Origin of the sequence: Rhizobium sp. 57MFTsu3.2 (assembly GCF_012932765.1) — a bacterium.
Lineage (GTDB): Bacteria > Pseudomonadota > Alphaproteobacteria > Rhizobiales > Rhizobiaceae > Rhizobium > Rhizobium altiplani.
In genome coordinates, this window is sequence record NZ_JDWI01000003.1 from 1 (window position 1) to 17727 (window position 17727).

Genomic DNA, 17727 nt, shown 5'->3' on the forward strand with positions numbered 1-17727 from the left:
GCGCAGGTCGACGGTGCCAGCTTCTTCCAGATCTTCCGCCGCATCATGCTGCCGAACTCGCTGCCGATCATCGTCGTCACCGTCATCTACCAGTTCACCAACATCTGGAACGACTTCCTGTTTGCCTCGGCCTATGCCGGCACGGGCGATTCCATGCCGATGACGGTGGCGCTGAACAACGTNGTCAACACCTCCACCGGTGTCGTCGAATACAACGTCAACATGGCGGCGGCGATGATCGCAGCGCTTCCGACCCTCCTCGTCTACATTCTCGCCGGCCGCTACTTCGTGCGTGGCCTGATGGCGGGCGCTGTCAAAGGATAATCCAATGGCTTTCCTCGAAATCTCAGGTCTCAAGAAGCGCTTCGGCTCGCTGGAGATCCTCAAGGGCATCAACCTTGACCTGGAAAAGGGCGGCTTCCTCGTGCTCGTCGGCCCGTCCGGCTGCGGCAAGTCGACCTTGCTCAACACCATTGCCGGCCTGGAATCGATCACCGAGGGCGACATTCGCGTCGATGGCCGCAGCATTGCCGACCTGCATCCGTCGAAGCGCGACATCGCCATGGTGTTCCAGAGCTACGCGCTCTACCCGAACATGACGGTGGCCGGAAACATCGCCTTCGGCATGGAGATGCGCGGCGTGCCGGTCGAGGAGCGCAACAAGGCGATCGACAAGGTCGCCAAGGTGCTGCAGATCGGCCACCTGCTCAATCGCAAGCCGAGCCAGCTGTCGGGCGGCCAGCGCCAGCGCGTCGCCATGGGCCGCGCCCTGGTGCGCGACCCGAAGCTGTTCCTGTTCGACGAACCGCTCTCCAACCTCGACGCCAAGCTGCGCGTCGACATGCGCATCGAGATCAAGCGGCTGCACCAGGCGACCGGCACGACGATCGTCTATGTGACCCACGACCAGATCGAGGCGATGACGCTGGCCACCAAGATCGCCGTCATGCGCGACGGCGAGGTGCAGCAGTTCGGCACGCCGGCCGAGATCTACAACAACCCGGCCAACATGTTCGTCGCCGACTTCATGGGCTCGCCGGCGATGAACCTCCTCGCGGGGACGATCGAGAAGGGGGCGTCCGGCCTGACCGTGTCGCTTTCGCGTCCGCAGGGCGAGCCGATCCGGCTGCCTGTCACGGCGGGCAACGGCGCGCTCGAAGCGCATACCGGCCGCGAGATCGTCTTCGGCATCCGCCCCGAGGCGCTGACCGATCCTGACGGTGCGGACCGCAACGCCAAGGCGCTGGCCGAAAGCGACTGCCTGATCGAGGTGGTGGAACCGGCCGGATCCGACACCTTCGCGGTCACCAAGCTCGGCGGCAAGGAGGTCGTGGCGCGGCTCAGGGCCGACGCCCGCATCCAGGCCGGCCAGCACGCCCGCCTCGCCTTCAACCTCGACAAGGCCGTGTTCTTCGATCCGCAAAGCCAAACCCGAATCGCTTAAACCAGGAGCCAGGATTCCAAACATGAACAGCTCGGATGTGGGGCTGCGCGAGTGCCAAGACAGACCAGCATCCGTCGGTACGCGTGAGAAGGGATCGGACCGGAAGCTGTTGTCGGTCTCGATTCCAGGGTCCATGGTCTAGAGGCTTCGCGTGCGTGATTCGTTGGTCATGCCGCGAATTCCATCGTACAACAACGCACCGACCATCATGGTTGGCGAACGAGGCTCCGACCTTATCCGGAGACTTCCGCCGTTGCCTGCCGCGATCCTCGCTCACGAGCGCAAATGAAACGCGCCAGAGGGCAGGGCAATCGCCCGCCAGACCAGGCAGGTGTTCGGACTGCGAACTTTGAAAATGGAGTAGGGTTTGATTTCCGATCCACGAGCTTTCCTGCAAACCCTGTTTCACCAAGCCGTCAAGGCCGCCGATCCTTACGAGGCCCTGGTTCGCCATCTTCCTGATCCGCCGAAAGGCAGGACAATCGTTGTTGGGGCAGGGAAGGCCGCAAGCCAGATGGCGGCCGCTTTCGAACGCGCTTGGTCTCATCCCTTCGAAGGTCTCGTTGTTGCCAGGCATGGGCCAATCGCAGAGTGCCGATCGACGAAGATTCTCCAGGCGGCTCATCCGGTCCCAGACAGAGCCGGTCTTATCGCCGCCGAGGCGCTGATGAACCATCTGCATGGGCTGACGTGTGATGATCTGGTGATCGCACTGATATCCGGCGGCGGCTCGGCCTTGCTGCCGGCCCCGCCGACCGGTTTCACCCTCACCGACGAGAGCGCGTTGAACGAATCGCTGCTGGCGTCGGGCGCGCCGATCTCCGGGATGAATGTGGTGCGGAAGCATTTCTCCCGCATCAAGGGGGGACGGCTTGCCGCACTTGCCCATCCGGCAAAGGTCGTCAGCCTCGTCGTCTCCGATGTTCCGGGCGACAATCCGGCCTTCGTTGCGTCGGGGCCGACGGTTCCCGACAGCAGCGATGCGGAGGAGGCGCTACGAGTGATCCGGGACTACCGGATCGATCTCCCGGCGCGCGTGATCGATTGTATCCGCAATACCAGAGCGCCAAGTGCCGGTGACCGCGTCTTCGCCAACAACGAAGTGCATGTGATCGCCTCGGCGCGGGTGTCCCTGGAGGCGGCTGCCGATCGGGCAAGATCTCTCTGCGTGCAACCCCTCATCCTTTCGGATTCGATCGAAGGGGAGGCGAAGGATATCGGCCGGATGCATGCGGCGCTTGCTCGGGAGTTTTTGACGAGACCGCCGGCTCCAAAGCCTCTCGTGCTGCTTTCGGGCGGGGAGACTACGGTCAGCATCGGAACCGGAACATATGGCAAGGGCGGGCGAAATTCCGAGCTTCTCCTCTCGGCGGCGATCGATCTACAAGGAGTCGATGGCGTTGTAGCGATGGCCGCTGATACCGACGGTATCGACGGCTCCGAAGACAATGCTGGCGCCTTCTGTGACGGCGGGACGGTGGCGCGGATCAGGAGCGCCGGCGGCGATGCGCGCGCGTTCCTGGCGGGCCATGATTCGTGGTCGGCCTTCAACCTCGCGGGCGATCTGTTCGTTCCGGGACCGACAGGTACCAACGTGAATGATTTCCGCGCATTTCTTGTAGAATAGCGCGCCACAAGGCCGAGCAGCTTTAGCGTGTGCCAAGCTGCCGACGTCCTGCGTGGAGTGTCGGCGGCGCCAAATCAGTAAGGCGCAAGCCCGCCTAGTAGGTTGTCACAGACACGTATGTCTTTGTAAGAGTTGGGAAGCCCGCCCCAGGCCCCTCGGGGGCGGGCTCTATCGATCCGGACCCCTTCCGGACCGCGGCTGATGGTGAGCCGCTGGAAACACACATGCCCGGTGTTGCGTGTTGAGACAACCGAAAGCTGTTTTGTTGGTTATTTGGTAAGGTTACCGGGCGACGCAGGTGCGTCTGGACATTGACCGGGACTCTCTTCAACACTGCATCGGCAGACGCCCACTCGACGACGAGTGAGTGACGGCGAACAACGGGAGCAAGGGGATTGGGGTCATGGTCGACCGGCTGAAGGGGAAGATTGCAATTATTTCAGGCGGCGCGACGGGCATGGGCGGAGCGGCCTCGCGCCTCTTCGCTGCCGAGGGCGCTAGGGTAGCGATCATTGACCGGAATGAAGCGGCAGCACGGCAAACGGCGGAGGAGATTTGTTCCGCCGGTCATGTCGCCGACTACTGGGTCGCCGACGTGTCGGAGGAGGCCGCCGTCGTCGCGGCCGTCAGGGGTGTGGAGGATAGGTTCGGCGCCGTCACCGTGCTCTTCAATCACGCCGGCACTATCGTCATCAAGCCGTTCCTGGAGACCACGCTCGAGGAGTGGGAGTGGCTGCACGCGGTCAACGTGCGATCGATGTTCCTGATGACGCGGGCGGTCCTGCCGGGGATGATCGCCGCGGGCGGTGGTTCCATCGTCTGCACGTCATCAATCTCGGCCGTGGCCGCAACGCCGATGGAAGTGCTCTACGACACGACGAAGGGCGCTGTGCATATGTTTGCTCGTGCGATCGGGGTCGAATTCAGGGATCGCAACATCCGCTGCAACGCCGTCTGCCCCGGCTTCATCCGCACGCCGCACGGATTGCGCGAGGTCAGCGAATTGCAGGCATTCGGCGTCGATGTGTCGGACGCGGCTATTGCCGCCCAGCAGGGACGGATCGGCGAACCCGAGGACGTGGCACGCGCCGCGCTCTATCTCGCTAGCGACGAGTCGATGTTCGTCAATGGCGCGCATCTCTTCGTCGACAACGGCTTCACCGCTATCTAAATTAAACGCTGCAACGCCGCCAGCGTGCCGGAGGATGCCCCGTTTGGCGTCGGAACACTGTGATGAAATGGGTCCGCGATCGAAATCCGACGTCGATCGCGATTTCATCGATGCTCAGGCCATCGCTGATCAGCTTCGCTTTCGCGCGCTTTATCCGACGTTCCTGCAGATAGACGCGTGGACTGAAGCCCGTCGCCGACCGGAACCCTGCTGCGAAGTGCATTGGACTGAGCCCCGCCGCGTGCGCTATGTCCGCGAGCCGAAGCGAGGTCGCCAGGTTGAGTTCGATGAAATCCACGGCGCGCTTAACCCGCCAGGGTGCGAGGATGACGGAATTATTCCGGTGCTTCTTCATCTCTGCTTCTCTCCACTGGTCGCGGCAAAAAGTCGGGACTGGACCCGCTGAAGGGTCCGTTCGAAAACCTCAGGCTCGTCGAGTGCTCTGGCGACCACGAGGGCTCCCTGAACGGCAACGACGGTCTCCTCGGCCAGCGCGGCGGCATCCGACTCGAGGCATCCGGCTCGCGTGAGAGCTGAGGCAAGCGCGCTATGCCATTCGGCGAAGTAGTCCCTGACCTGAGCGCTGAACCGGTTGCGGACATTATCGAGTGCGAACGCACCAACGAGGCACACTCGGCTGCCGGAGCGAAAATACCGGGAAACAGAGCGAAACATGTCGGAGATAGCGGAGCGCGGATCATCCCCGTTCCGTAACGGTTCGAAAACCTGTGTCACGAACCATTCGTCGATCTCGCCGAGCACGGCTATGGCCATCTCTTCCTTTCCGCCGGGAAAGAAGTGATAGAGGCTTCCCTTTCCGAGTCCTGTTTTTTCCGTGATGGTTGAAAGACTTGCGCCCTCGAAGCCATACTCCCGAAAGACTTCGGCCAGGGATGGGATTGCGTCGGAGCGCTCGGCGACGATCTTTGGCATGTGTTACAGTCCCAATTCAGAAAGGCTTGGGTGGTCAGCAGGCCTGGGGCCGGACCGATCCCAGAAAAACTTGCGTTCGGATTCCTTGATGGGCATATCGTTGATGCAAGCATAGCGGTGGTGCATCAGGCCGCTCGCGTCGAACTCCCAGTTCTCGTTGCCGTATGCCCGATACCAGTTCCCGGAGTCGTCGCGGTATTCGTAGGCGAAGCGAACCGCGATGCGGTCGCCGTCGTGGGCCCACAGTTCCTTGATCAGCCGATACTCGAGTTCCTTGCGCCATTTCCTGGTCAGGAACTCGACGATCTTTTCCCGCCCTTGGACAAATTCCGCGCGATTGCGCCAGTAACTGTCAACGGTATAGGCGAGTGACACCCTGTCGGGATCGCAACTGTTCCATCCATCCTCTGCGGCTCGGACTTTGGCAGCCGCGGTTTCGCGGGTGAAGGGAGGGAGTGGTGGGCGGTGTTCAGGCATGGTTTCGATCTCCTAGTGCTCGTTTCTGTACCGATCGGTAAACAGTATGTCAATCGGTACAATCGATGGTGCGCAGAGTCAACGCAATCGCCAGCCACTGCATCTTTTTGCCGTGCGAATCGAAAGTTTTCGGATTGGAAAGCACGCAGTCCAGCAAGTGCCAACCACTGCAGACTGAGTGCGAAAGGGTTTAGGTACACGCCAGCTGCCGAAGGCTGAAAAGGGCCGAGATGGTGATCTCGGCCCTTGTCGTTGTGCGCCCAGCATGGGCGCATTCTTGTGGGTGGAAGTCCCACCGTAACCTGGGGTGGCCAGCAAGTGGCAGCAAATGCCGGTCGCTGGTGGCGCAACAGCGGCAAGCTCCTTAACGCCACCCTCACCATTAGATGGGCTGACCAACTTGGAATGCCCAGGCTCGTCTAACCTCAATCTCTCGAACCNCCCGGTGCGGACCCGCATGCCGGGTGGTGTGGCAGGGGTGCGATCACATCGATCGCCCCCTATGCCGATTGGTAATCCTGCGGGTGTTCGCTTACTTGCCCGCTTTCGTGGTGTGGCGGCGGCCCTTGCCGATGTCCGGCAGGAAGATGGTCAACAGGCCGAGCAGCGGTAAATACGAGCAGATTTTGTAGACGAACTCGATGCCCATGTGGTCGGCCACCATGCCGAGGCCTGCTGCGCCAATGCCGCCGATACCGAAGGCAAAGCCGAAGAACAGGCCGGCAATCATGCCGACACGACCCGGAACCAGCTCCTGCGCAAAGACGACGATGGCCGAGAAGGCGGAGGCCAGGATGATGCCGATCAGGAAGGTCAGGAAGACCGTCCAGTTGTAGTCGGCATAAGGCAGAGCAAGGGTGAAGGGCAGGGCGCCGAGGATCGAGAACCAAATGACGAACTTGGTGCCGAACCAGTCGACGACAGGGCCGCCGGCGACGGTGCCGATGGCCACGGCGCCGAGGAATACGAACAGCAGAATCTGCGCGTGCTGCACCGACACTCCGAAGCGTTCGATCATATAGAAAGTGTAGTAGCTCGAAAGGCTCGTCATGTAGACGTATTTCGAGAACACTAGCAGTGCCAGGACACCGATCGCCGCAATGACCTTGTTGCGTGGGAGATGGACCGCGGGTGCCGCCGCCTTGCGACCGGCGTTATTCTTGCGGTGATCGGCGTACCAGACGCCGACGCGCCACAGGACGATCATGCCGGTCAGAGCTGCGAGCGAGAACCATGCAACGCTATGCTGGCCCCGCGGTAGTACGATGAAGGCGGCCAGGAGCGGACCTATCGCCGAGCCGAAGTTGCCGCCAACCTGGAACAGTGACTGGGCAAGGCCATGGCGTCCGCCTGATGCCAGCCGGGCAACGCGCGAGGATTCTGGATGGAACACGGCGGAGCCGAGGCCGACGACACCCGCGCCGATGAGCAAGACCCAATAGGCGTGCGCATATGCGAGCAGCACCAGGCCGATCAGCGTGAAGCCCATGCCGACAGACAATGAGTAAGGCAACGGGCGTTTGTCGGTGTAAATGCCGATCAGCGGCTGCAGGAGCGACGCGGTGACCTGGAACACGAGGCCGAGGAAGCCGATCTGCGTGAAGTCGAGGCCGTAGCCGTCCTTGATCATCGGATAGAGCGCGGGGATCAGCGACTGCATGGTATCGTTGAGAAGATGGCAGAAGCTTACCGCCATGATAATGCCGAAAACCGTCTGTTCCGCAGAGTGCCTCTCTGCCGTCATTGCGCTGTCTGTCACGATTCTGCTCCGTCCTACGAGGCTTTGGAATAACCGACTTGTGGTCGTCCCGCTTTCGTGTTTTGGTCTTGCTATTTCGCAAGTGGGCCAAAAATGGTGAAATCCAAGCAAAGCCTGGCGACGAGTGAGTTGGCCAAGCTCCATGTGGAGCGTCTTGCTGCCATCGAGGCAGCCTCAGAGCCGGTCTATGCCATCCCCTCGGAATATCCGGCCGGCTACCATGTGGAACCCCATAGTCACAGCCGTGCACAGTTCGTCTATGCTCGGTCCGGCGTGCTTATGGTGTCGTCGATACTGGGGCGCTGGATGGTGCCGCCGCAGCATGCGTTGTGGATACCGGCAGGACTTGTCCACACCGTCGACATGCTCGGCGATGTTGCGATGCTTTCGGCCTATGTCTCGCCCCAGGCCTTGGCCGATCCACCGACGGCCATCCGCGTCGTGGCGCTGACTGATCTTGCCAGAGCGTTGATCACCGAGGCTGTTGCGCCGCCCGAGGCCAAGAGCGGCAGACGGGATCTCATCATGGCGCTGCTGCTCGAGGAGGTCTTGCGGCTTCCCGACCGGCCGTTGGGATTGCCGTTCCCCTCAGATACGCGCCTGGCGACGCTCTGCCGCGGCTTCATGGAAAGTCCGAGTGCAAGGCTGGTCATCGACGATTGGGCGGAGCGGCTTGCCATGAGCCGGCGCGCCTTTACTCGGTTCTTTCGCAAGGAAACGGGTATCAGTCTCTCAACCTGGCGGCAGCAGGCGGCGGTGTTCACCGCCTTGCCCCGCCTCGCAGCCGGGGAGGCGGTTACAGCCGTTGCCCTCGACCTTGGCTACGACAGCGTCGCCGCCTTCACCACGATGTTCAGGCGGACGATGGGAGCCGCTCCCCGCGCGTATTTCAGGGCACCCGAACAATATTGAGCCTCTGCCCAAGCATGGATCCGCCGTCTCGCAGGACCGGGCGATGACGCGCTGCGTCCTCGATTTGACGTTTACGTTCACGGCAAATCTGTGAGTTTTGAGAATTCGAAAAACATTCGTTTGACATTCGAATAATCTTCGCTTTAATTGCTCTGACTTTCGCAAATGCGTGAGCATGTTGCGTTGCGGCATATTCTGGCTCGGAGGGGGAACGTGAGCCGTCAGATTCACGATCTTTTCATTATCGGCGGCGGCATCAATGGCTGCGGGATCGCGCGGGATGCGATCGGGCGGGGCTATTCGGTCGCGCTTGCGGAAATGAACGATTTCGCTTCGGGCACGTCTTCCGGCGCGACCAAGCTCATCCATGGCGGCTTGCGCTATCTCGAGCACTACGAGTTTCGTCTGGTGCGCGAATCTCTGATGGAGCGCGAAGTGCTCTGGGCGATGGCGCCGCACATCATCTGGCCGATGCGCTTCGTGCTGCCCTATCACAAGGGTGGCATCCGCCCGGCATGGCTGATCCGTCTCGGGCTGTTTCTCTACGATCACCTCGGCGGACGAAAGTTGTTGCCGCCGACCGCGGTTCTCGACATGCGCCGCGACCCGGCCTCCAAGCCATTGAAGGCACTCTTCACGAAGGCGTTCGAGTATTCGGATGGTTGGGTCGACGATGCGCGTATGGTAGTGCTCAATGCGCGGGACGCGGCCGACCGCGGCGCGCTGATCATGCCGAGAACGAGAGTCGTTTCGGCGCGGCGCGAGAACGGATTGTGGTCGATCGAGACGGTCGACACCGTCAGCGGGCAGGGCAACAGTTTTCAGGCGCGGATGCTGGTGAATGCTGCCGGGCCATGGGTCGATCAGGTCATTCGCACGGCCTTCGGGCAGAACGAGGCCCGCCACGTGCGGCTCGTGCAGGGCAGCCACATCGTCGTAAAGAAGAAGTTCGACGATCCGCGGGCCTATTTCTTCCAGAACCCGGACAACCGCATCATCTTCGCGATCCCGTACGAGCAGGACTTCACGCTGATCGGTACCACCGACCGCGACTACTCGGCCGATCCGAAGGATGTGAAGATATCCGAGGAAGAGACGATCTATCTCTGCAACGCGGCGAGCGAGTATTTCAAGGAGCCGGTACGGCCGGAAGACATCGTCTGGACCTATTCGGCTGTGCGGCCTCTGTTTGACGACGGCGCTTCCAAGGCGCAGGAGGCGACCCGCGACTACGTGCTGAAGATCGAAGGCGAGGGTGAAAGCGCACCGCTGCTCAATGTCTTCGGCGGCAAGCTCACGACCTATCGGCGCCTATCCGAACACGCACTGGAAAGGATCGCCGAGGCGATCGGCGCCAAAGGCGCGTCCTGGACAGCGAAGAGCCATCTGCCGGGCGGGGATTTCGCCGCGACCGGCTACGAGGCGGAGGTTGCTAAGCTGAAGGGCGGTTATCCGTTCCTGGCGGACCGGCATGCGCGCCAACTGGTGCGCCGCTACGGCACCAAGGCGTCGGTCCTGCTCGGGCGGGCCGCCAGCGCGGAGGACCTGGGACACTGTTTCGGAGGCGATCTCTTCGAGGCAGAGGTTCGCTATCTCATCGATCACGAATGGGCCAGACGCGCAGAGGATGTGCTTTGGCGAAGAACGAAAGTCGGCCTGCGCCTGACCAAGGAACAGGCTGCGCTATTGGAGGAGTACATGGCCGCGCGACCGGCGCAGATGGCTGGTTGAAGCGGTAATGTCCCCGCTGTTGAGGAGGCACGGGAACCGGAATGCTTGAATTGCGGAACGCTGCAAAGATGGTGGGCGGGGAGTATCACATCCACGCAACCAATCTTGCATTTGAAAAAGGCACATTGAATGTGCTGCTGGGGCCGACGCTGTCCGGCAAGACATCGCTGATGCGACTGATGGCCGGGCTCGATCGACCGACGAGCGGTTCCGTCCATTTCGACGGCGTAGACGTGACCGGCATGCCGGTGCAGAAGCGCAACGTCGCGATGGTCTACCAGCAGTTCATCAACTATCCGGCCCTGACGGTTTACGAAAACATCGCCTCGCCAATGCGGATTTCAGGCAAGGACACCGCGACGATCGATCGTGAGGTGCGCAAGGCCGCCGAACTCTTGCGCCTTACGCCCTATCTGGATCGCACGCCGCTCAATCTCTCCGGCGGCCAGCAGCAGCGCACGGCGCTTGCGCGTGCCCTTGTGAAGAATGCCAGCCTTGTGCTGATGGACGAGCCGCTCGCGAACCTCGACTACAAGCTGCGCGAGGAACTGCGTGCCGAACTGCCGCGGATCTTTGCGCAGTCCGGCGCCATCTTCGTCTACGCCACAACGGAGCCTTCCGAAGCGCTTCTGCTCGGCGGCAGCACGGCCACCCTTTCGGAAGGCCACGTGACGCAGTTCGGACCGACGATCGCCGTCTACCGAAATCCGCTCGACCTCGTAACTGCAAAGACCTTTGCCGATCCGCCGCTCAATTTCATGGATGTGATAAAGGCCGGCGGTTCGTTCCAGAGGCAAGGAGCTGATATCCTGCCGGTGCCCGCGCATTTGGACGACATGGCCGATGGTCCGGTCACGATCGCCTTCCATCCGCACCACCTCGCTCTTTCGCCGCAGACTCAGACGGCAGCAAAACTGCAGGCACGCACGCAGGTTTCCGAGATCACAGGCTCCGAAAGCTTTGTGCATATGGATTTCGACGGTGTCCGTTGGGTCATGCTTGCCCACGGCATTCACAACATCGATCCGGATACCGAGGTCGACATCTACCTCGACACCCGTCACGTCATGGCGTTCGGCACCGATGGCCGGGCAATCGCAACTGGCGCAAAGGCGTAAGGGAGAAGGACATGGCACGCATCACGCTCGACCACATCCGCCACGCCTACGGACCGAACCCGAAGTCCGACGCAGACTATGCGCTTCGTGAAGTCGATCACGAATGGCGGGACGGCGGCGCCTACGCGCTTCTCGGACCATCCGGCTGCGGAAAGACGACGCTACTCAACATCATTTCCGGCCTGCTGCAGCCGTCGCACGGCCGTATCCTCTTCGATGGCCTGGATGTGACGAACCTTTCCACGCAGGCGCGAAACATTGCGCAGGTGTTCCAGTTCCCGGTCATCTACGACACCATGACTGTCTACGACAACCTGGCTTTCCCGCTGCGCAATCGCAGGGTCCCCGAGCCGGAAGTCGATCGGCGCGTTCGCGACATTCTCGAGATGATCGATCTCGGCGGTATGGCCAAGCGCAAGGCACAGGGCCTGACGGCCGACCAGAAGCAGAAGATCTCGCTCGGCCGCGGACTGGTGCGCAACGACGTCAACGCGATCCTGTTCGACGAGCCTTTGACCGTGATCGACCCGCACATGAAGTGGGTACTGCGTTCGCAGTTGAAGCGCCTGCACAAGCAGTTCGGCTTCACCATGGTCTATGTGACGCACGACCAGACGGAAGCGCTGACCTTCGCCGACAAGGTTGTCGTCATGTACGAAGGACAAATCGTCCAGATCGGCACGCCGGCAGAGCTTTTCGAGCGGCCGAGCCATACCTTCGTCGGTTACTTCATCGGGTCGCCGGGCATGAACGTCCTGCCGGTGCAACTGCAGGGCAACGCGGTGCGTATCGGCAGCGAGACGCTGTCATTGGACTACGCGCCGCAAGCGGCTGCCGGCGCCAAGACCGAGCTCGGCATACGCCCGGAGTTCGTCAATATCGGCCGCGAAGGAATGCCGGTCACCGTCAACAGGGTCGAGGACATTGGACGGCAGAAGATCGTGCGCGCCACCTTTGCCGGCCAGCCGATCGCCATCGTCGTGACGGAGGACTCCGAAATCCCGGCTGATGCGCGGGTGACCTTCGATCCGGCTGCCATCAATATTTACGCCAATTCCTGGCGCGTCGGCAGGGAGGGCTGAGCATGGAAAAGACCTGGAACAACAAAGCCTGGTTTCTGGTTCTGCCGGTCCTTGTGCTGGTCGCCTTCTCGGCCGTCATTCCGCTGATGACCGTTGTGAACTACTCGGTCCAAGATACGTTCGGGAACAACGAGTTCTTCTGGGCGGGGACTGACTGGTTCGTGCAGACGCTTCATTCCGACCGCTTCTGGGCGGCGTTGCAGCGCAATCTCGTCTTCTCGCTGATCGTTCTGGCGCTGCAGATCCCGCTTGGCATCTTCATTGCCCTCAACATGCCGAAGAAGGGGATCGGCGTACCGATCTGCCTCGTGCTGATGGCGCTGCCGCTGCTCATTCCGTGGAACGTGGTCGGCACCATCTGGCAGGTTTTCGGGCGTGTCGACATCGGCCTGCTTGGTCATACGCTTGAGGCAATGGGGTTTGACTACAACTATGTCCGCGACCCCCTCGATGCGTGGATCACCATCATCCTGATGGACGTCTGGCACTGGACGAGCCTTGTGGTGCTGCTCTGCTATGCCGGCCTCGTTTCGATCCCGGATGCGTATTTTCAGGCAGCGAAGATCGACGGCGCGTCGCGCTGGTCCGTCTTCCGCTACATCCAGCTGCCGAAGATGAAGCGCGTGCTACTCATCGCCGTCCTGCTGCGTTTCATGGACAGCTTCATGATCTACACCGAACCTTTCGTCGTCACCGGCGGCGGTCCCGGCAACTCGACCACCTTCCTGTCGATTGACCTTGTGAAGATGGCCGTTGGCCAGTTTGACCTCGGTCCGGCAGCGGCAATGTCGATCATCTACTTCCTTATCATCCTGCTTCTGTCATGGGTCTTCTACACCGTCATGACCAGCAGCGACGCGAACGCCTGAGAAAGGAGAGGACCATGGCTCAAACAATGAAATACAAGCCTGCGGGCAACTTCTCCTGGGTCGTTTCGACGGTCTACATCATCTTTCTGCTGCTGCCGATCTACTGGCTGATGAACATGAGCTTCAAGGAGAATGCCGAGATCACCGGCGCCTTCTCGCTGTGGCCGCAGAACCCGACGCTCGGGAACTACATGGTGATCTTCACCGATCCCTCCTGGTACAACGGCTACATCAACTCGATCATCTACGTGGTCATGAATACAGTGATCTCGGTGCTGGCGGCGCTGCCTGCGGCCTATGCCTTCTCGCGCTACCGGTTCCTGGGCGACAAGCATCTGTTCTTCTGGCTGCTGACGAACCGCATGGCACCGCCGGCCGTCTTCGCGCTGCCGTTCTTCCAGCTCTATTCGGCTTTCGGGCTGATCGATACGCACATCGCCGTGGCGCTCGCCCACTGCCTGTTCAACGTGCCGCTGGCAGTCTGGATCCTGGAAGGCTTCATGTCCGGCGTGCCGAAGGAGATCGACGAAACGGCCTATATCGACGGCTATTCTTTCCCGCGGTTCTTCGTGAGGATCTTCATGCCGCTGATCGCGTCAGGGATCGGTGTCGCCGCCTTCTTCTGCTTCATGTTCTCGTGGGTGGAACTGCTGCTGGCCCGCACGCTGACGACGACTGCCGCAAAGCCGATTTCGGCGATCATGACGCGCACCGTCTCCGCTGCAGGGATGGATTGGGGTGTGCTGGCGGCTGCCGGTGTGCTGACCATCATCCCCGGCGCGCTCGTCATCTACTTCGTACGCAATTACATCGCCAAGGGCTTCGCGCTCGGCCGCGTCTGACAAGGGAGGACCACTCATGAACTTTTCCTGGATGGCGTGGACGCTGCCGACTGCATTGTTTTTCCTGGCGATTTTTATGCTGCTCGTTGGCATGAGCATCTGGGAGTATTTCGTGCCTGGCGGCTCGCCGCGCGTCGGAATCCTCAGGTTCGAAACCACGCGAGGGGATCGGCTCTTCGTGTCGCTGCTTGGCGCAGCATACATACATCTCGCATGGCTGGGTCTTGTCGGACCCAACCTGTGGTGGGCTCTTGCCCTCTCCGTAGTCTACGCCATCGGTGTCTTCCGCTACGTGTGACGGCAGGGAAATACAGATGGCCGGGGGTACTGGCCGCCTGAACGTGAAGACTGCAATCGCAACCCTGGGAGGATATTATGCGAAGGCATTTACTAGCGACAACAGCAGGCATGTTGCTGACCATGGCGGGCGCCGCCTATGCCGGCATGAATGAAGCGAAAACTTTCCTGGACAAGGAAATCGGCGATCTTTCGACGCTTTCCCGCGCGGACCAGGAAAAGGAAATGCAGTGGTTCATGGATGCGGCGAAGCCTTTCGCCGGCATGGACATCAAGGTCGTTTCCGAAACCCTGACGACGCACGAATATGAATCGAAGGTTCTGGCGCCGGCCTTCACCGCGATCACCGGTATCAAGATCACGCACGATCTCATCGGCGAAGGCGACGTTGTCGAAAAGCTGCAGACGCAGATGCAGTCGGGCGAAAACATCTATGACGCCTATGTCAATGACTCGGACCTCATCGGTACGCATTGGCGCTACCAGCAGGCCCGCTCGCTGACCGACTGGATGGCGAACGAAGGCAAGGATGTCACCAACCCGGGCCTCGATATCAACGACTTCGTCGGCACCAAGTTCACGACTGCACCGGACAAGAAGCTTTACCAGCTTCCCGACCAGCAGTTCGCGAACCTCTACTGGTTCCGCTACGACTGGTTCAACGACGAGAAGAACAAGGCGGACTTCAAGGCGAAGTATGGTTACGATCTCGGCGTTCCGGTCAACTGGTCTGCCTACGAGGACATCGCCGAATTCTTCACCGGCCGTGAGATCAACGGCAAGAAGGTCTTCGGCCACATGGACTACGGCAAGAAGGACCCATCACTCGGATGGCGCTTCACCGATGCCTGGCTATCGATGGCCGGCAACGGCGACAAGGGCCTTCCGAACGGCCTTCCGGTCGACGAGTGGGGCATCAAGGTCGACGAGAACTCGCGTCCGGTTGGTTCGTGCGTTGCGCGTGGCGGCGATACGAACGGCCCGGCTGCCGTCTACTCGATCCAGAAGTATCTGGATTGGTTGAAGGCCTATGCACCGCCGGCAGCGCAGGGCATGAACTTCTCCGAATCCGGTCCTGTGCCGGCGCAGGGCGAAGTCGCCCAGCAGATCTTCTGGTACACCGCCTTCACGGCCGATGCCGTCAAGCCCGGTCTGCCAGTCGTCAACGAGGACGGTACGCCGAAGTGGCGCATGGCGCCAAGCCCGCACGGCGTCTACTGGAAGGACGGCATGAAGCTCGGCTACCAGGACGTCGGTTCCTGGACGCTGATGAAGTCGACGCCTGACGATCGCGCCAAGGCCGCTTGGCTCTATGCGCAGTTCGTGACCTCGAAGACGGTCGACGTGAAGAAGAGCCACGTCGGTCTGACCTTCATCCGCGAGTCCACCATTCGCGACAAGAGCTTCACGGAGCGCGCTCCGAAGCTTGGCGGTCTGGTCGAGTTCTACCGCTCGCCCGCCCGCGTCCAGTGGTCGCCGACCGGTACGAACGTTCCTGACTATCCGAAGCTCGCTCAGCTTTGGTGGCAGGCGGTCGGCGATGCGTCGTCCGGTGCGAAGACCGCGCAGGAAGCGATGGACTCGCTTTGCTCCGAACAGGAAAAGGTGATGCAGCGACTGGAACGCGCCGGAGTGCAGGGCGATATCGGTCCGAAGCTCGCCGAAGAGCATGATCTCGAGTTCTGGAACAAGGATGCGGTCGCCAAGGGCAACCTCGCGCCGCAGCTGAAGATCGAGAACGAGAAGGAAAAGCCGGTTACCGTCAACTACGACGAACTGGTCAAGAGCTGGCAGTCGAACTGATCAGCAAGGTTGGCCGGGGTGTGTGCCCCGGCCAACCGCCGACCGCATAACGTCGGCATTACACCCTCCTATGAATGACCTATCGCTTCCGCTGGCGCGTTCGCGCCGGCGAGGTGAGCTATTGCGCCGGAGAAGACAATGAGCGGCCATATTCTCGCGATCGACCAGGGCACGACGTCCTCGCGTGCGATCGTCTTCGACGCCGGGATGAAGATGATCTCGTCAGCACAGGAGGAGATCAAACAATCCTATCCGCAGCCAGGCTGGGTCGAGCATGATCCGAATGAGATCTGGACGAGCGTGGTTAGCACGGCGCGGCAAGCGCTGGCGAATGCCAACATTCCACTCACCGATATCGCCGCGATTGGCATCACCAACCAGCGCGAGACAACGGTCGTCTGGGAACGCAAGTCGGGCAGGGCGCTTAACAATGCGATCGTCTGGCAGGACAGGCGGACGGCTGAAGTCTGCGATAGTCTCAAGGCGGATGGATATGAGAAACTGTTCAGCGCGAAGACGGGTCTGCTGCTCGATCCTTATTTCTCCGGGACCAAGCTGCGCTGGCTGCTCGACAACGTCGACGGATTGCGGGAGCGCGCCGAGGCAGGCGAGGTCTGTTTCGGCACGGTCGACAGCTGGCTGATCTTCAATCTGACTGGCGGACGCGTTCATGCGACTGATGCCACCAACGCGTCGCGAACGCTGCTTTTCAACATTACCGAGGGCAGGTGGGACGAGGAGCTTCTCGGCCTGCTCAGGATCCCGGCATCCATGCTTCCGGAGGTCAAGGACTGCGCGGACGATTTCGGCGTCACTGATCCGGATATCTTCGGTGCGCCGATACCGATCCTCGGTGTTGCGGGCGACCAACAGGCAGCAACTATCGGTAGTGCCTGCTTCGAAGCGGGCATGATGAAATCGACCTATGGGACGGGCTGCTTTGCCTTGCTGAATACGGGGCGGGATTGCGTAACATCCAGCAACCGGATGATCACGACGATCGCCTATCGGCTCGGCGGCGAAACCACCTATGCGCTGGAAGGATCGATCTTCATCGCCGGTGCGGCGGTGCAATGGCTACGCGACGGCCTCGGCTTGATTTCAAACGCATCGGAGAGCGGCACGCTGGCGATGAGGGCCGATCCCAATCAGCAGGTCTATGTGGTGCCGGCCTTTACCGGCCTCGGTGCTCCCTATTGGGACCCGGAGGCGAGGGGTGCGATCTTCGGTTTGACCAGGAACAGCGGGCCGGCGGAATTGGCGCGCGCCGTGCTCGAGTCTGTCGCCTACCAGACGCTCGATCTCCTCATCGCGATGCGGAAGGATTGGGGCGGCCATCACATTGAGACGGTCCTGCGTGTCGATGGCGGCATGGCAAGTTCCGACTGGACGATGCAGCGTCTTGCCGACGTTGTCGGAAACCCGGTGGATCGGTCGGCTGTCGTCGAGACGACGGCGCTCGGCGCGGCCTGGCTCGCCGGTTCGCGAGCAGGGGTTTGGCCCGACAAGGAGAGTTTCGGAAAAGCATGGGCGTGCAGCCGGCGGTTCCAACCCTCCATGGAGGAGGCAGAGCGACAGAGGAAGATCGCTGGCTGGCGCAATGCGGTCTCACGCACCTTGTCGGGCGCGCAATTCAGCAATCAGTTGGCCTGACCGTCGTCA

General features: G+C 61.2%; 17 protein-coding genes and 1 pseudogene. 14 read left to right on the plus strand and 4 right to left on the minus strand.

The features are described 5' to 3' along the window. The 5 genes and pseudogenes from AF71_RS04130 to AF71_RS04150 form a co-directional block, all read left to right on the plus strand. A partial coding sequence (locus AF71_RS04130; RefSeq protein WP_169680144.1) for a carbohydrate ABC transporter permease occupies positions 1 to 324 on the plus strand: 324 nt, incomplete at its 5' end. Positions 325 to 328: 4 nt separating this feature from the next. Then, positions 329 to 1444: an ABC transporter ATP-binding protein gene (locus AF71_RS04135; protein WP_025660749.1), complete on the plus strand. Its 1116-nt coding sequence runs from the start codon at positions 329 to 331 to the stop codon at positions 1442 to 1444. A gap of 38 nt (positions 1445 to 1482) precedes the next feature. After that, positions 1483 to 1733, plus strand: a pseudogene (locus AF71_RS31480) (GMC oxidoreductase); the annotation flags it as partial. Positions 1734 to 1811: 78 nt separating this feature from the next. Beyond that, complete coding sequence (locus tag AF71_RS04145; RefSeq protein WP_169680145.1) at positions 1812 to 3071, plus strand: glycerate kinase; 1260 nt, start codon at positions 1812 to 1814, stop codon at positions 3069 to 3071. A gap of 403 nt (positions 3072 to 3474) precedes the next feature. After that, positions 3475 to 4242 carry an SDR family oxidoreductase gene (locus AF71_RS04150; protein WP_018854672.1) on the plus strand — a complete coding sequence of 256 codons (768 nt, stop codon included), beginning with the start codon at positions 3475 to 3477 and terminating at the stop codon, positions 4240 to 4242. Between the two features lies 1 nt (position 4243). Here AF71_RS04150 and AF71_RS04155 read toward each other — a convergent pair whose 3' ends face one another. The 4 genes from AF71_RS04155 to AF71_RS04170 all read right to left on the minus strand — a co-directional run bounded on the left by AF71_RS04155 (position 4244) and on the right by AF71_RS04170 (position 7396). Continuing rightward, a complete protein-coding gene (locus AF71_RS04155) occupies positions 4244 to 4540 on the minus strand; it encodes an AraC family transcriptional regulator (protein ID WP_245267892.1) in 297 nt (98 codons plus the stop codon). 53 nt (positions 4541 to 4593) lie between these two features. Then, the gene (locus AF71_RS04160; protein WP_018854674.1) at positions 4594 to 5175 is read right to left on the minus strand and encodes a TetR/AcrR family transcriptional regulator; all 582 of its coding nucleotides are present in this window, start codon (positions 5173 to 5175) and stop codon (positions 4594 to 4596) included. 3 nt (positions 5176 to 5178) lie between these two features. Further along, entirely contained in the window at positions 5179 to 5652 is a 474-nt protein-coding gene (locus tag AF71_RS04165; protein ID WP_018854675.1) for a nuclear transport factor 2 family protein, read from the minus strand. Positions 5653 to 6184: 532 nt separating this feature from the next. Further along, positions 6185 to 7396 (minus strand): MFS transporter, encoded by a 1212-nt coding sequence (locus AF71_RS04170; protein ID WP_018117065.1) that lies wholly within the window; start codon positions 7394 to 7396, stop codon positions 6185 to 6187. Positions 7397 to 7504: 108 nt separating this feature from the next. On the opposite strand from AF71_RS04170, the gene AF71_RS04175 reads away from it, so the two are divergent. From AF71_RS04175 to glpK, 9 genes are all read left to right on the plus strand, one after another. Beyond that, on the plus strand, positions 7505 to 8323 hold the full coding sequence (locus AF71_RS04175; RefSeq protein ID WP_018854676.1) for a helix-turn-helix transcriptional regulator: 819 nt from the start codon (positions 7505 to 7507) through the stop codon (positions 8321 to 8323). Between the two features lie 213 nt (positions 8324 to 8536). Beyond that, positions 8537 to 10054 carry a glycerol-3-phosphate dehydrogenase gene (gene glpD, locus AF71_RS04180; protein ID WP_018854677.1) on the plus strand — a complete coding sequence of 506 codons (1518 nt, stop codon included), beginning with the start codon at positions 8537 to 8539 and terminating at the stop codon, positions 10052 to 10054. Between the two features lie 41 nt (positions 10055 to 10095). Continuing rightward, positions 10096 to 11172: an ABC transporter ATP-binding protein gene (locus AF71_RS04185; protein WP_018854678.1), complete on the plus strand. Its 1077-nt coding sequence runs from the start codon at positions 10096 to 10098 to the stop codon at positions 11170 to 11172. Between the two features lie 11 nt (positions 11173 to 11183). Further along, positions 11184 to 12254, plus strand: coding sequence for an ABC transporter ATP-binding protein (locus tag AF71_RS04190; RefSeq protein ID WP_018854679.1), 1071 nt, complete (start codon positions 11184 to 11186; stop codon positions 12252 to 12254). 2 nt (positions 12255 to 12256) lie between these two features. Then, positions 12257 to 13123: a sugar ABC transporter permease gene (locus tag AF71_RS04195; RefSeq protein ID WP_018854680.1), complete on the plus strand. Its 867-nt coding sequence runs from the start codon at positions 12257 to 12259 to the stop codon at positions 13121 to 13123. A gap of 14 nt (positions 13124 to 13137) precedes the next feature. Next, a complete protein-coding gene (locus tag AF71_RS04200; RefSeq protein ID WP_018117059.1) occupies positions 13138 to 13965 on the plus strand; it encodes a carbohydrate ABC transporter permease in 828 nt (275 codons plus the stop codon). Between the two features lie 16 nt (positions 13966 to 13981). Next, the gene (locus AF71_RS04205) at positions 13982 to 14263 is read left to right on the plus strand and encodes a DUF2160 domain-containing protein (protein ID WP_018117058.1); all 282 of its coding nucleotides are present in this window, start codon (positions 13982 to 13984) and stop codon (positions 14261 to 14263) included. A 77-nt stretch (positions 14264 to 14340) separates the two neighbouring features. Further along, the gene (locus AF71_RS04210; RefSeq protein WP_026371448.1) at positions 14341 to 16065 is read left to right on the plus strand and encodes an ABC transporter substrate-binding protein; all 1725 of its coding nucleotides are present in this window, start codon (positions 14341 to 14343) and stop codon (positions 16063 to 16065) included. 138 nt (positions 16066 to 16203) lie between these two features. Next, positions 16204 to 17718 carry a glycerol kinase GlpK gene (gene glpK / locus AF71_RS04215; protein WP_018854682.1) on the plus strand — a complete coding sequence of 505 codons (1515 nt, stop codon included), beginning with the start codon at positions 16204 to 16206 and terminating at the stop codon, positions 17716 to 17718. Positions 17719 to 17727: the final 9 nt, after the last annotated feature.

Bases quoted from the DNA above. Each gene is read 5' to 3' on its own strand.
- AF71_RS04200 (WP_018117059.1), top strand. From the start codon at position 13,138: ATGGCTCAAACAATGAAATACAAGCCTGCGGGCAACTTCTCCTGGGTC.
- glpK (WP_018854682.1), top strand. From the start codon at position 16,204: ATGAGCGGCCATATTCTCGCGATCGACCAGGGCACGACGTCCTCGCGT.
- AF71_RS04150 (WP_018854672.1), top strand. From the start codon at position 3,475: ATGGTCGACCGGCTGAAGGGGAAGATTGCAATTATTTCAGGCGGCGCG.
- AF71_RS04210 (WP_026371448.1), top strand. From the start codon at position 14,341: ATGCGAAGGCATTTACTAGCGACAACAGCAGGCATGTTGCTGACCATG.
- AF71_RS04195 (WP_018854680.1), top strand. From the start codon at position 12,257: ATGGAAAAGACCTGGAACAACAAAGCCTGGTTTCTGGTTCTGCCGGTC.
- AF71_RS04205 (WP_018117058.1), top strand. From the start codon at position 13,982: ATGAACTTTTCCTGGATGGCGTGGACGCTGCCGACTGCATTGTTTTTC.
- AF71_RS04175 (WP_018854676.1), top strand. From the start codon at position 7,505: ATGGTGAAATCCAAGCAAAGCCTGGCGACGAGTGAGTTGGCCAAGCTC.
- AF71_RS04160 (WP_018854674.1), bottom strand. From the start codon at position 5,175: ATGCCAAAGATCGTCGCCGAGCGCTCCGACGCAATCCCATCCCTGGCC.
- AF71_RS04170 (WP_018117065.1), bottom strand. From the start codon at position 7,396: ATGACGGCAGAGAGGCACTCTGCGGAACAGACGGTTTTCGGCATTATC.
- AF71_RS04185 (WP_018854678.1), top strand. From the start codon at position 10,096: ATGCTTGAATTGCGGAACGCTGCAAAGATGGTGGGCGGGGAGTATCAC.
- AF71_RS04190 (WP_018854679.1), top strand. From the start codon at position 11,184: ATGGCACGCATCACGCTCGACCACATCCGCCACGCCTACGGACCGAAC.
- AF71_RS04135 (WP_025660749.1), top strand. From the start codon at position 329: ATGGCTTTCCTCGAAATCTCAGGTCTCAAGAAGCGCTTCGGCTCGCTG.
- AF71_RS04165 (WP_018854675.1), bottom strand. From the start codon at position 5,652: ATGCCTGAACACCGCCCACCACTCCCTCCCTTCACCCGCGAAACCGCG.